This is a genomic window from Streptomyces sp. NPDC003456, from assembly GCF_042878735.1.
GTDB lineage: Bacteria > Actinomycetota > Actinomycetes > Streptomycetales > Streptomycetaceae > Streptomyces.
The window spans coordinates 783,882-795,527 of record NZ_JBIAOK010000003.1 but is presented as its reverse complement, the minus strand read 5'-3'; the positions used below and the strand labels follow the sequence as shown (position 1 = coordinate 795,527).

11 protein-coding genes are annotated in these 11,646 nt (G+C 72.0%); 5 read left to right on the top strand and 6 right to left on the bottom strand.

Going from position 1 to position 11,646, the window contains the following annotated elements; translation table 11 throughout:
* Nucleotides 1-94: 94 nt before the first annotated feature.
* Nucleotides 95-301 (top strand): DUF6243 family protein, encoded by a 207-nt coding sequence (locus ACFYWG_RS14505; protein ID WP_383502257.1) that lies wholly within the window; start codon nt 95-97, stop codon nt 299-301.
* Between the two features lie 251 nt (nt 302-552).
* On the opposite strand, the gene ACFYWG_RS14500 is transcribed toward ACFYWG_RS14505, so the two are convergent.
* The 3 genes from ACFYWG_RS14500 to ACFYWG_RS14490 form a co-directional block, all read right to left on the bottom strand.
* Nucleotides 553-1,572, bottom strand: a complete 1,020-nt coding sequence (locus ACFYWG_RS14500; protein ID WP_389201479.1) for a small ribosomal subunit Rsm22 family protein — start codon at nt 1,570-1,572, stop codon at nt 553-555.
* Nucleotides 1,573-1,977: 405 nt separating this feature from the next.
* Nucleotides 1,978-3,171 carry a serine hydrolase domain-containing protein gene (locus ACFYWG_RS14495; RefSeq protein ID WP_389201826.1) on the bottom strand — a complete coding sequence of 398 codons (1,194 nt, stop codon included), beginning with the start codon at nt 3,169-3,171 and terminating at the stop codon, nt 1,978-1,980.
* Entirely contained in the window at nt 3,099-4,430 is a 1,332-nt protein-coding gene (locus tag ACFYWG_RS14490; RefSeq protein WP_389201477.1) for a multidrug effflux MFS transporter, read from the bottom strand. The genes ACFYWG_RS14495 and ACFYWG_RS14490 overlap by 73 nt, the downstream gene beginning before the upstream one ends.
* An 85-nt stretch (nt 4,431-4,515) precedes the next feature.
* Here ACFYWG_RS14490 and ACFYWG_RS14485 point away from each other — a divergent pair, with 85 nt between their 5' ends.
* A complete protein-coding gene (locus ACFYWG_RS14485; RefSeq protein WP_383502248.1) occupies nt 4,516-5,550 on the top strand; it encodes a Gfo/Idh/MocA family protein in 1,035 nt (344 codons plus the stop codon).
* Here ACFYWG_RS14485 and ACFYWG_RS14480 read toward each other — a convergent pair.
* The gene (locus ACFYWG_RS14480; RefSeq protein ID WP_383502245.1) at nt 5,537-7,177 is read right to left on the bottom strand and encodes an alkaline phosphatase D family protein; all 1,641 of its coding nucleotides are present in this window, start codon (nt 7,175-7,177) and stop codon (nt 5,537-5,539) included. The two genes, ACFYWG_RS14485 and ACFYWG_RS14480, sit on opposite strands and share 14 nt — an antisense overlap.
* A 134-nt stretch (nt 7,178-7,311) precedes the next feature.
* Here ACFYWG_RS14480 and ACFYWG_RS14475 point away from each other — a divergent pair, with 134 nt between their 5' ends.
* Complete coding sequence (locus tag ACFYWG_RS14475) at nt 7,312-8,070, top strand: SDR family oxidoreductase (protein WP_385413040.1); 759 nt, start codon at nt 7,312-7,314, stop codon at nt 8,068-8,070.
* Between the two features lie 363 nt (nt 8,071-8,433).
* Here ACFYWG_RS14475 and ACFYWG_RS14470 read toward each other — a convergent pair whose 3' ends face one another.
* On the bottom strand, nt 8,434-8,760 hold the full coding sequence (locus tag ACFYWG_RS14470) for a nuclear transport factor 2 family protein (RefSeq protein WP_383502239.1): 327 nt from the start codon (nt 8,758-8,760) through the stop codon (nt 8,434-8,436).
* Nucleotides 8,761-8,949: 189 nt separating this feature from the next.
* Between ACFYWG_RS14470 and ACFYWG_RS14465 the strand changes: the two genes are divergently transcribed.
* Together ACFYWG_RS14465 and ACFYWG_RS14460 are read left to right on the top strand one after the other, a co-directional pair.
* Entirely contained in the window at nt 8,950-9,507 is a 558-nt protein-coding gene (locus ACFYWG_RS14465; RefSeq protein WP_389201474.1) for a DoxX family membrane protein, read from the top strand.
* A gap of 44 nt (nt 9,508-9,551) precedes the next feature.
* Nucleotides 9,552-9,920, top strand: coding sequence for a MazG-like family protein (locus ACFYWG_RS14460; RefSeq protein WP_389201472.1), 369 nt, complete (start codon nt 9,552-9,554; stop codon nt 9,918-9,920).
* A gap of 105 nt (nt 9,921-10,025) precedes the next feature.
* Here ACFYWG_RS14460 and ACFYWG_RS14455 read toward each other — a convergent pair whose 3' ends face one another.
* The gene (locus ACFYWG_RS14455) at nt 10,026-11,615 is read right to left on the bottom strand and encodes an HNH endonuclease (protein ID WP_389201471.1); all 1,590 of its coding nucleotides are present in this window, start codon (nt 11,613-11,615) and stop codon (nt 10,026-10,028) included.
* Between the last annotated feature and the right edge of the window lie 31 nt (nt 11,616-11,646).

Sequence of the window (11,646 nt, the reverse complement as noted above, 5' to 3'; positions counted from 1 at the left end):
TCAGTTGACAAGACGCTGCGTCTCGCGGAGAGTGGAGAGCGGTTTAGCGAGACGGCACGTCTCGTTTTGTTGGAGGAAGAGGAAGGAGTCCGTCATGGCCCGAGGTGGAGCCGGAAACATGCTGGGGGTCGGCGGTGCGCGCCGGAACCTCGGCCGCGAGGCCCTGCGGGGCGGCGGCCGGGGCGGGCGGGTCGGCGGAGGACTCGACCCGCAGGCCCAGAAACGTGAACTGCTGCGCAAACTCCAGGAGAAGCGGCAGCAGCAAGAGGAGGCGGACGGTACGGCGCGACCCTCCCGGTGAGCCTCCCCCGGCCCGCGGGACGCGCAAGTGCCCTGCCGGGCGAGCACCGGAGCCGCCACCGCCCGCAGCCGCCCGTCGGCCTGGTGGACCTGCCCGCCGCGGACCGGGAGCCGGGATCGAGCGCCGTGACCGGGCTCCCTGGGGAGGGGACACTGCGGCGCTGGACGGACCGGGGGGCAGGCCGGGGGCCAGGCCGGGCGGAGGGGGCGGTCGGAGGGGCTGGGCCTCAGCCGTGAGTCGTCCGGCCGGGGTCAGGCGGTCGGGCCGGGGGCCGAGGCGGGGCCCGGGCCGGCGTCGGGCCAGGGGTCGCCCCAGTCGGCGTCGCGGGCGGACTTGTAGAGGTCGCCGTGGCGCTTGGTGACGGTGGCGCGGCGCAGGGAGGGATCCTTCTCGCACAGATCGAGCAGCACCTGACCCTTGCGGATCTGCGGGCGCCTAACGATCCGGGAGGGCGCGGGCTCGACGGGGAGGCGGCTCGCGGCGACGTAGCTGAACTTCTCGTCCTCGTACGCGAGGGAGCCGCCCTTGACCTGGCGGTGCAGGGAGGAACGGCTGACCCGGGCGGAGAAGTGGCACCAGTCCGAACCGGGCGCGATGGGGCAGGCGGCGCTGTGCGGGCAGGGCGCGGCAATGTGGAAACCGGCGGCGATCAGCCGGTCCCGGGCCTCGATGATCCGGGCGTAGCCGTCCGGGGTGCCGGGTTCGACGATCACGACGGCTCGGGCGGCGGACGCGGCGGCGTCGACGAGAGCGGTGCGGTCGGCGGAGGTCAGCTCGTTGAGGACGTAGGAGACCGTGACGAGATCAGTGCTCTCGAGTGTGAGCGCCGCTCCGATACGAGAGCGCTGCCAGCGGGCGTCCCGCAGGGCGGGGTTGGCCTCGGCGATCTCCCGTCCGAGGGCGAGGGCGGGCTCGGCCCAGTCGAGCACGGTGACGGGTCGCTCCCCGTCCCAGGTCGCGCTCACGGCCCACGCGGCGGCCCCGGTCCCGCCCCCGACGTCGGTGTGCCCGCCCGGCGCCCACGAGGGCACGGCGTCCACGAACGCCTCCAGCGCGGAGCGCACGGCCTCGAAGGTCGCGGGCATGCGGTACGCGGCGTAGGCGGCGACGTCGGCCCGGTCGCGAAGGATGGGGGCGTCGGTCGGGGTGGCCCCGCGATAGTTGGCGATCAGCCGCTCGACGGCCTGCGCGGCCTGCCGGGGCGGAAGACCGTCGAGCAGACCGGCAAGGGCGGAGCGGAGGTTCTCGGCCGGGAGTACGGGGACGTTCACCCGGCGATTCTACGAGGCGGGGCGGAACGGGAGAGCAGTGCTCTCGGAGTGAGCGGTGCTCGGCTGGGAGAGCGGCGCTCTCGGTGCGAGCGGTGCTCGGCTCGGAGAGCGGTGCTCTCGAAGTGCGCAGCGCTCGGACCGAGGGAGCAGCGCTCGACTGCGAGAGCAGTGCTCAGGGCGAATGCGGCGCTCGACCGAGTGAGCGGTGCTCAACCGGGAGACCGGTGCTCTCGAAGTGAGCGGTGCTCAACTCGGAGAGCGGTGCTCTCGAAGTGAGCGGCGCTCCACCAAGAGAGCGGTGGTCAACCGAGAGAGCAGTGCTCACCTCTCACCCCACCCCCACGCCACACCGACCCCCAGCGCCACACCGCCCCCACCCCCACACCGCCCCCACCCCTCCAAAAATCACCGCACCGCCCGCGCCACCCTCGACCCCGCCGCCGCCCTGGGCGCGCTGTCCGGGCGGCGCCGGCGGGGATGGACCGCGTTCGTGAGCAGGATCAGGAACGTGTCCGTCGCCCGGTCCAGCACCAGGGACGTGCCCGTGAAGCCCGTGTGCCCCGCCGCCCCGCGTCCCGCCAGGTCGCCCATGAACCACGGCTGGTCGAGCGAGAAGCCCAGCCCGGGCGGGGTGAAGAGGAGGTCGACGAAGTCGGGGCCGAGGATGCGGGCGGGGCCGTAGGAGCCGCCGGCGAGCAGGGTGCGGCAGAACACCGCCAGGTCCCGGCCCGTGGAGAACAGGCCCGCGTGGCCCGCCACTCCCCCGAGCGCCCAGGCGTTCTCGTCGTGCACCTCGCCCCGCAGCATCCCCCGGTCCGCCTTGGCCCAGGGGCGCCGCTGGTCCTCCGTCGCCGCCGCGCCCGGGCACGGCCCGAAGCCCGTCGCCGTCATGCCCAGCGGGCGGGTGATGCCGTCGCGGACGAGGACGTCCAGCGTGCGGCCGGTGAGGCGTTCCAGGACGTGCTGGAGGAGCAGCATGTTCAGGTCGGAGTAGCGGTAGGTGCCGGGCGCGTCGGCGGGCGCCTCGGCCTGGAGCATCGCGAGGCGCTGCCCGTCGTCGGCGCAGTCGTACAGCGGGAGTTCGGGGCGCAGGCCGGAGGTGTGGGTGAGCAGCTGCCGGACGGTGATGCCGTGCCGGGCGGCCGCGGTGAAGTCGGGCAGGTACGCCCCGATCTTCGCGTCGATGCCGAGCGTGCCGCGCTCGATCTGCTGCACGGCGGCCACGGAGGTGAACAGCTTGGTCAGTGAGGCCAGGTCGAAGGGCGTGCCGGTGGTCATGGGGACCCGCTGCCCGGGGGGCAGTTCGACTCCGGCGTCGGTGGCCGGGTCGTAGGCCGCGTAGCGGACGGCCCAGCCCGCAGCCTCCTCGACGGCGATCACGGCGCCGCGTCCGACGACCAGGACCGCGCCCGGCGCCCAGGGGCGCCGGCCCGTGGTGAGGACGTGGACCTCCCGGACGAGGTGACGCAGCTCGGCGGGGTCGAGTCCGGCGCGTTCCGGCGTGCCGTCGCGCAGTCTCGGTGCGCTCAGCTCTCCGCTCCCTCCGCCGGGGCCGCCGTCGGGGCCGCCGCGCTCGTGGGCCTGCTCTCCGTCCTCCAGGGTCGGCACATTCCCGTGAAGCAGCCCAGCGCCACCAGGGCGGCGGCCAGTTGGACGACGGCCATCGGGACGGCCGTGTCCTCGCCGGCGACGCCGACCAGCGGGGAGGCGACCGCGCCGATGAGGAACGAGGCCGTGCCGAGCAGGGCGGACGCGGAGCCCGCGGCGCGCTTGGTGCGCATCAGGGCGAGGGCCTGGGTGTTGGGCAGGGTGATGCCCATGGCGGACATCAGCACGAACAGCGCGACGGCGACGGGCCCGAGGCCGACCTCGCCGAAGACGCCGAGGGACATCAGCAGCAGCGCGCCGGCGGCGGTGATGACGAGGGTGAGGCCGATGCCCAGCACCCGGTCGAGGCTGACCCGGCCGACCAGGATCTTGCCGTTGATCTGGCCGACGACGACCAGCCCGACCGAGTTGACGCCGAAGAGCAGGCTGAAGGTCTGCGGGGAGGCGCCGTAGATCTCCTGGACGACGAAGGGGGAGGCGGCGATGTAGGCGAAGAGGGCGGCGAAGGCGAAGCCGCCGGTGAGCGTGTAGCCGGTGAAGGCGCGGTCGGCGAGCAGGCCGCGCATCGCGCGCAGGGCCTCGCCGACGCCGCCGCCGTGCCGCTTGGCGGGCTCCAGGGTCTCCGGCAGCCGGGTCCAGACGAGGACGCCGATCAGTACGCCGATGACGGTGAGGACGGCGAACACGCCCCGCCAGTCCGTCACGCGCAGGATCTGACCGCCGATCAGCGGGGCCACGACCGGGGCCACTCCGGAGATGAGCATGAGGGTGGAGAAGAAGCGGGCCATGGCCATGCCGTCGTAGAGGTCGCGGACGACGGCGCGGGCGATGACGATGGCGGCGGCGCCCGCGAGGCCCTGCGCGAGCCGGAAGGCGACCAGGGTCTCGACGCTCGGGGCGAGCGCGCACAGCACGGTGGCGGCGACGAAGAGGGCGAGTCCGGCGAGCAGCGGGCGGCGGCGCCCCCACCGGTCGCTCATGGGCCCGACGACGAGCTGCCCGAGGGCCATGCCGGCGAGGCAGGCGGTGAGGGTGAGCTGGACGGTCGCGGCGGGTGCGTGCAGGGAGCGGGTGACCTCCGGCAGGGACGGGAGGTACATGTCCATGGCCAGGGGCGGTACGGCGGTCAGGCTTCCGAGGAGGAAGGTGACCAGGAGCCCGGTGCGGCGGTGCGGGGTCCGGTCGGGCCGCTCCGTCCCGGCGGCGGCCTCCTGCGCGGACTTCGATATGGACGCCCCACCCTCGGGCATGAGTCCCTCCCTCGATACGTCGATCGCCACCTATGCTCTCAGCTCGTACGCAGTGCTCGGGGTCACGAGGTGGAGGCGGGGCGGTATGACGGCGGACACGGTGCGGTGGGGGATCCTGGCGACCGGCGGGATCGCGGCGGCGTTCACCGCCGATCTGATCGACCTGCCGGACGCGGAGGTCGTGGCGGTGGCGTCGCGGTCGCCGGAACCGGCGAAGGCCTTCGCGGAGCGGTTCGGGATACCCCGGGCCTACGGCGACTGGAGCGCGCTCGCGCAGGACGAGGACATCGATGTCGTCTACGTCGCGACCCCGCACACCGCCCACCGGGCGGCGGCCGGGCTGTGTCTGGCGGCGGGGCGGCACGTGCTGTGCGAGAAGCCGTTCACGCTGAACCTGCGCCAGGCGGAGGAACTCGTCGCGCTGGCGCGGGAGCACGGGCGCTTCCTGATGGAGGCGATGTGGATGTACTGCAACCCGCTGGTGCGGCGGCTGAAGGCGCTGGTCGACGACGGGGCGATCGGTGAGGTGCGCAGTGTGCAGGCCGACTTCGGGCTGGCGGGTCCCTTCCCGCCCTCGCACCGGCTGCGCAGCCGGGAGCTGGGCGGGGGCGCGCTGCTCGATCTGGGCGTGTACCCGGTGTCGTTCGCGCAGTTGCTGCTCGGGGAGCCGTCGGACGTCGCGGCGCGAGCGGTGCTCTCGGAGGAGGGCGTCGATCTGCAGACGGCAGCGGTGCTCTCCTGGGAGAGCGGCGCTCTCGCTTCGGTGCACAGCTCCATCGTGGGTGGTACGCCCAACTCCGCCTCGGTCAGCGGCACCCGGGGCCGTATCGACGTCCCGCACGGTTTCTTCTCCCCGGATCGGTTCGTCCTGCACCGGGACGGCCGGGACGCCGAGGAGTTCACGGCCGACCCGGTGGACGGCCCGCGCAACACCATGCGCCACGAGGCGCTGGAGGTCATGCGGGCCCTGCGCGCCGGTGAGACCGAGTCCCCGCTGGTCCCGCTCGACGGCACGCTCGCGGTGATGCGGACGCTCGACACGATCCGTGACCGCGTCGGCGTCCGCTACCCGGGCGAGACGCCGGCGGGTGACGTGCCGTCGGACCTCACGCCGGCTTGAGCCCCTGCGCCCCCACCTCCGTGACGAACGACGCGGCCGTCGTGACCGGCGCCCCCTGCCTGGTCACGTACGGCACGGTCTTGAAGTCGGCCCGTGCGGCGCGCTGTCCGAGGGTGACGGTGACGTAGCCGCGCCGGCCGTTGAAGAACTTCAGGTGCGGGTTTGCGGACATGTAGGTGTCCCAGGTGGCGGGCTTGTCGGCGCCGTCCCGGCCGCTGGAGACGGACGTCGTGACGATCTCGGTGCCCAGGGTGGCGGAGGCCGGGTCGTCGAAGTCGTCCTTGATGTCGAAGGCGTAGGCGGAGTGCACGTCGCCGCTGAGCACCATGAGGTTCTTCACGCCGGCGGCCTCGGCCCCGTCGAGCACGCGGCGGCGGGAGGCGCTGTATCCGTCCCAGGCGTCCATCGACACGCGGGCCGGGGTGGTGGTGTCCATGTTCCGCCGGGCGAAGAGGACCTGCTGCGGTACGACGTTCCACAGCGCCCGCGAGGAGCGCCAGCCGTCGAGCAGCCACCGCTCCTGCGCGGCGCCGGTCATGGTGCGCGCCGGATCGTCGGACTCGGGGCCGGGGACGTGCGCGTTGTCGCCGTAGGCCTGGTCGGAGCGGTACTGGCGGGTGTCGAGGACGTCGAACTGGGCGAGCCGGCCCCACGTCAGGCGGCGGTAGAGCCGCATGTCGGGTCCGGCCGGGCGCTGCGGCCGCCGGAGCGGCTGGTTCTCCCAGTAGGCGCGGTAGGCGGCGGCGCGGCGCAGCAGGAACTCCTCCGGCGGGACGCCGTTCTCGGGGATGTCGCCGGCGTAGTTGTTCTCGGTCTCGTGGTCGTCCCAGGTGACGACGAACGGGTGGGCGGCGTGGGCGGCGCTGAGGTCCGGGTCGGACTTGTAGAGGGCGTAGCGCAGCCGGTAGTCCTCCAGCGTCAGCGTCTCGCGGTTGAACAGGCCGGGCAGGGTGCGGTCGGTGTACTTGCGCTGCCCGCCGGCGGCGTCGACGGCGTACTCGTACAGGTAGTCGCCGAGGTGGAGGACGAGATCGACGTCGTCGGCGGCGAGATGGGCGTACGGGGTGTAGTAGCCGTCGTGGTAGGCCTGGCAGGAGACGGCGGCCAGGGTGAGGGACGGGACGCGGCTGCCGGGTGCGGGGGCGGTGCGGGTGCGGCCGGCCGGGCTGGTCCAGCGGCCCGCGCGGAAGCGGTAGTGGTAGACGCGGCCGGGGGCGAGGTGGCCGACCTCGACGTGGACGGTGTGGTGGAACTCGGGGTGGGCGGTGGCGGTGCCGCGCCGGGCGATGCGGCGGAAGCGTGCGTCGTGGGCCAGCTCCCAGTGCACGGTGACGCGTTCGGCGGGCAGTCCGCTGTCGGCCTGGAAGGGGGCGGGCGCGAGGCGGGTCCACAGGATCACGGAGCCGGGCTGCGGGTCGCCGGAGGCGACGCCCAGGGTGAAGGGGTCGTCGGTGATCCGCGCGGCGTCGAGTTCGGCGGCGGCCGCGACTCCGGGGGCGGGCAGGTTGGTCGCGAAGGCCAGCGCGGCGGCGGCGCCGGTGGTCGTGAGGAAGCGGCGGCGGCCGATGTGGCGGGCGGCGGCGCGGAGTTCGGGGGCGTGCTGGGACGGGTGTGCTGCGGGTGTCATCCGGTCCTCCCCTGGCGAATGGCTGCAGGGGGCATTGCAGTGGCCGGGGACGACACTGGGTTGACGCGTACACGGCATTCACATGGCGGGCGGATGAGTTCCGGACGGCGGGCCCTCCTTTACGCTGCGGCCCCATGAACGCCAAGGAGAATGCAGTCGCGGTGGTGACGGGCGCGGGTTCGGGCATCGGCCGGGCGGTCGCGGTGGAACTGCTGCGCGCGGGCTGGTCGGTGGCGCTGGCCGGCCGTCGCACGGGGACGCTGGAGGAGACGGCGGCCCTCGTACCCGGGGGCACGGCCCTCCCGGTACGGACGGACGTCTCACGCCCCGAGGACGTCGCCGCCCTGTTCGACGCCGTGGTAGGGCGGTTCGGCCGGGTGGACCTGCTCTTCAACAACGCCGGCACGTTCGGGCCCGGAGGCGTGCCCGTCGAGGAACTGCCCTACGACGCCTGGCGGCACGTGGTGGACACCAACCTCAACGGGGCGTTCCTGTGCGCGCAGGCGGCGTACCGGCAGATGAAGGAGCAGGACCCGCGGGGCGGCCGGATCATCAACAACGGCTCGATCTCCGCGCACACGCCCCGGCCGCACTCGGTGGCCTACACGGCGACCAAGCACGCCCTGACGGGCCTGACGAAGTCGCTGTCGCTGGACGGGCGGCCGTACGGGATCGCCGTCGGGCAGATCGACATCGGCAACGCGGCGACCGACATGACGGCCGGCATGCGGGCGGGAGTGCTCCAGGCAAACGGGGAAGTAGCCCCGGAACCGGTGATGGACGTCGCGGACGTGGCGCGCACGGTGCGGCACATGGCGGAGCTGCCGCTGGAGGCGAACGTGCAGTTCGCGACCGTGCTGGCGACCACGATGCCGTTCGTCGGACGCGGCTGAGCGCGAACACCGGTAGTCAACGCGTCAACTTGCACAAACGGAATAGGAACGTCCGGACTATTGCGGCCGGTCGGGCGCTTATGCTCAACTCTCCTACACCAAAGCTTCACACTTGGAGCAGAGGGCTTCCACTGGCCACATCCAGGGGGGAGGCGGCAGTCGTTCCACGGCACCGGGTGGGGGTGGACCCGCGTGGGATCGCGGAGTGCGCACCGGTGCGCGTGGAACGACTGCCGCACAAGGCCCGAGGGGAGCGGGCCTTGCGGGAGGGGACGTCGGCCCGGGGGGGGGGCGGGGCCCTGGTGACGGGTGCGGCCGTCACCACGCCTGGCCCCTCGGGGGCCGGCGGCGAACGGCCGGCCGTCAGGCCTGGCCGGTCTCGAAGCGGGAGATGCGGCCGTCGTCGTCCACGGTGAAGCTCCAGCGGGTGCGCATCTCGCCCCAGGTGTCGTTGCTGTAGCGGGCGATGAGCGAACGGCCGCCGTCGGACTCGTTGTCGACCTCCATGTGGCCGCGCGAGGAGAAGATCTCCTGGTCGACCCACTCGGCGAGGTCCCGGTCCGTGCCGTCGTCCGCCATGGTGGCGCCCGGCGCGAGGAGCTCCATGAAGCCGTCGCGGTCGTGGTTGTTGACGGCGGCGACGAAGGCCCGGACGGCCGGGTCGCTGAGCCGCGTGGTCTGGATCGTCATACGAGCCAGCGTCGGCCCACCCGCCGCGGCCCGCCACCCGTACCACCCGAACGGCGCTCCCCGCGGCGCCGCCGGATGTCGCCCGGAGCCGCCGGTGCCACGGTGGAGGAGTGCTGCGCACGAGGCCGCGGTGGAGCGTGCCTTCGCACGCGGCCTTTCCTGTTCCTGCTGCCCGCTCCGGGAGACGACGTGACGCGCTACGACCGACGTGATCTGGGACTGCTGCTCCTGCGACTGGGGACGGGCGGTGTCCTGGCGGCCCACGGCGCGCAGAAGCTGTTCGGCTGGTTCGGCGGCCACGGCATCGAGGGGACCGGGCAGTTCATGGAGTCCGTCGGCTACGTGCCCGGGAAGGCGAGCGCGACGGCGGCGGGCCTGGCGGAGACGGGCGGCGGCACGCTGCTGGCGCTGGGCCTGGCGACCCCGGCGGCCGGGGCGGCGGCGGCCGGCGCGATGGCGGGGGCGGCGGCGGTCCACACCCCGAACGGCTTCTTCGCCCAGGAGGGCGGCTACGAGTACGCGGCGACGCTGGCCCTCACGGCGGCGGGCCTGGCCGTCACCGGCCCGGGCCGCCTCTCACTGGACCACCTCCTCGGCCACGCGGTGAACCGCAGCTGGATGCTCCCGGCGGCGTTCGCGGCGACGGCGGCGGGCACGGTGCTGGTGATCGGCGCGCGGGCGAGGCGCCTGAGGAAGGCCAAGGAGGGCGAGCAGGACCCGCTCTTCGAGGAGGAGTACCTGGAGTAGCGGGCCCGGGGGCACTGTCGGACCCTCGTGGCAGGCTGCCGCCCATGAGTGATCACACGCCGCCCGTGCCCGACCTGTGGGCCACGATCGACACCCTGTCCGAGTGGCTCGACCACCACCGCCCGGCCGAGGGCCGCGAGGGCCTCCTCCTGCGCATCCTCAAACTGTCCGAGGAGGTCGGCGAGGTCTCCGAGGCGGTCATCGGCGCGACCGGCCAGAACCCGCGCAAGGGCGTGACCCACACGTGGGACGACGTGCAGGCGGAGCTGTGCGACGTCGTCATCACGGCACTGATGGCGCTGCGGACGCTGACGCCGGAGGCCCGGGAGGTGTTTGGGCGGCATCTGGAGCGGGTGACACGACGGTCCCTCGCGCAGGCAGCACAAGCGGACCCGCCATGTCCATCGCACTGATCACCGGATGTCGCGAGGGGAATGGCGATTCTGTGTCGTGGTGGTCGCGCAGGTCGTGTCGGCGCCCTACGCAGCGAGGCGGTGAGCGCCGACCTCGCTGAAGCGTCAGCCCGAGCCAAAAGTGTAGCGACTACGGCCGCAAAGCCCTCTGTGGTATTCGACGCATCCTTCGTCGATGACATGCTCGGGATGGCGTATCAGAGAACTGACGAGTTCCCCGTCTCTGCTCCGCCGCACGTTCCACTCCTCGTCGATGAAGAGGAAGAGCCTGTCGAACTGGACATGATGGTTGGGGCAGAGACACAACATATTGGACAGTCTGTCTGGTCCGTCGTGTGGGGTTCCCAGACCTTGGATGTGCGCAGCCTCACTGTAATAACCGAAACGTGTCTCCAGTTGAATCCCACATACCTGGCACTCGTGCTGATAGAGCAGCTTGATCTTCTCGACGAGGTGGGGATCGCGATCGGGGCGGGACGAATTAACCGGTCGACGCGTTCCGCGCCCAGTGGTCTCATCCGCGTCGTCTCGCCCCTCGGCCTCCTCTCCTGTGTTTCCGCTGGCATGGGCGTATCCGGCCAGGCCAAGGCGCGTCAGCAGGGCCTCCTGGTCGACATCCTGAAAGTAGGTGGTGCAGAGCAGGCCGATCGCTTCAGCACGCGTGCGCGGCTGCTTCAGAAGCCTCGCCACCTCGGGCCGAAGCCCTGCCGAAATTCCAGACTCAGCCGAGGCCACCGCCAATGCCGCGTCTAGCCCGTCGCCCTCTGCTCCTTCCACCTCCCACAGTCCGCTGCTCCGCAAGTGCCGAAACGGGTTCTCAGGTGCCGCTTCGGTCCCAGAGCCGCCGAACTCCAGCAGGAGTGGACCGATCTCGGCTTTGAAGTCGTGCCATGGCACAAGGCGGCTCTGCCCCGACATGAGACGACTGATCGACCACAACAACGTCAGTGATCCGTGGTGGGTACTCGACTCCTCCGGCAAGCTGGCGTCCAAGGTCCCGAGGGCACTAAGGAGCCCCTCGCGCCCCAGCTTGACTGCCGCCGACACAGCAGCCTCTCCGCTCGTGGGTCGGCCTACGGCGGTTACGTCCCCGCGCACCAGTCTGTTCAGCAGCCCAAGGTGTCGTCGCCGCTCCGCAGCCCGCACCAGTGTGAGGTAGCGCACCTCCTTACCCAGGGCCAGCGCGCTCAAGATGGGGGCCGCCGGTATCTTGAACTCCACGACATCACCCAGGGCCATGATGTGTTCCCAGGTCCGCCCGTCCTCGAGCCGCCCCCAGATGGCTCTGGCCAATTCCGGATTGCGGAGCAGCCTCAGAATGCGTGCTCTGGCGATGAACTCCTTCTCGGCGTAGAACAACACCTCGTCGCCGACCTTCTGCCCTCGCAATGCGGCGCCTTTGGGATGGCTTTCCTTCTTGACAGGCGTCGCGCCCCACAGCTGCGCCACCCCGTCGGGAAAGAGTTGCTTGAGTGGTACCGCGTCCTCGCCCAGGACGTGCTCATACTCCGCGAGCAGGATGCCTTTGCGGATCGAACGGTCGAAGTTCTGAGGCCCGCGGAGACTGGGCCCGCCCCTGGGCTGCAGTACCCACTGCACCGAGGCCTCAGCTTCCCCGACGGGATCCACGCCATCCCAATTGTCCGTTACTGCGCCGGCCTCGAAGCCCGGGCGGTCACCATGCTCATTCCCCATAGTGATCAGATTTTCATACTAACGAGGGTGG

What these genes read in the sequence shown, in the direction of transcription:
- ACFYWG_RS14475 (WP_385413040.1), top strand. Translation starts at nt 7,312, where the DNA reads ATGAACGCCAAGGAGAATGCAGTCGCGGTGGTGACGGGCGCGGGTTCG.
- ACFYWG_RS14490 (WP_389201477.1), bottom strand. Translation starts at nt 4,430, where the DNA reads ATGCCCGAGGGTGGGGCGTCCATATCGAAGTCCGCGCAGGAGGCCGCC.
- ACFYWG_RS14455 (WP_389201471.1), bottom strand. Translation starts at nt 11,615, where the DNA reads ATGGGGAATGAGCATGGTGACCGCCCGGGCTTCGAGGCCGGCGCAGTA.
- ACFYWG_RS14485 (WP_383502248.1), top strand. Translation starts at nt 4,516, where the DNA reads ATGACGGCGGACACGGTGCGGTGGGGGATCCTGGCGACCGGCGGGATC.
- ACFYWG_RS14470 (WP_383502239.1), bottom strand. Translation starts at nt 8,760, where the DNA reads ATGACGATCCAGACCACGCGGCTCAGCGACCCGGCCGTCCGGGCCTTC.
- ACFYWG_RS14460 (WP_389201472.1), top strand. Translation starts at nt 9,552, where the DNA reads ATGAGTGATCACACGCCGCCCGTGCCCGACCTGTGGGCCACGATCGAC.
- ACFYWG_RS14505 (WP_383502257.1), top strand. Translation starts at nt 95, where the DNA reads ATGGCCCGAGGTGGAGCCGGAAACATGCTGGGGGTCGGCGGTGCGCGC.
- ACFYWG_RS14480 (WP_383502245.1), bottom strand. Translation starts at nt 7,177, where the DNA reads ATGACACCCGCAGCACACCCGTCCCAGCACGCCCCCGAACTCCGCGCC.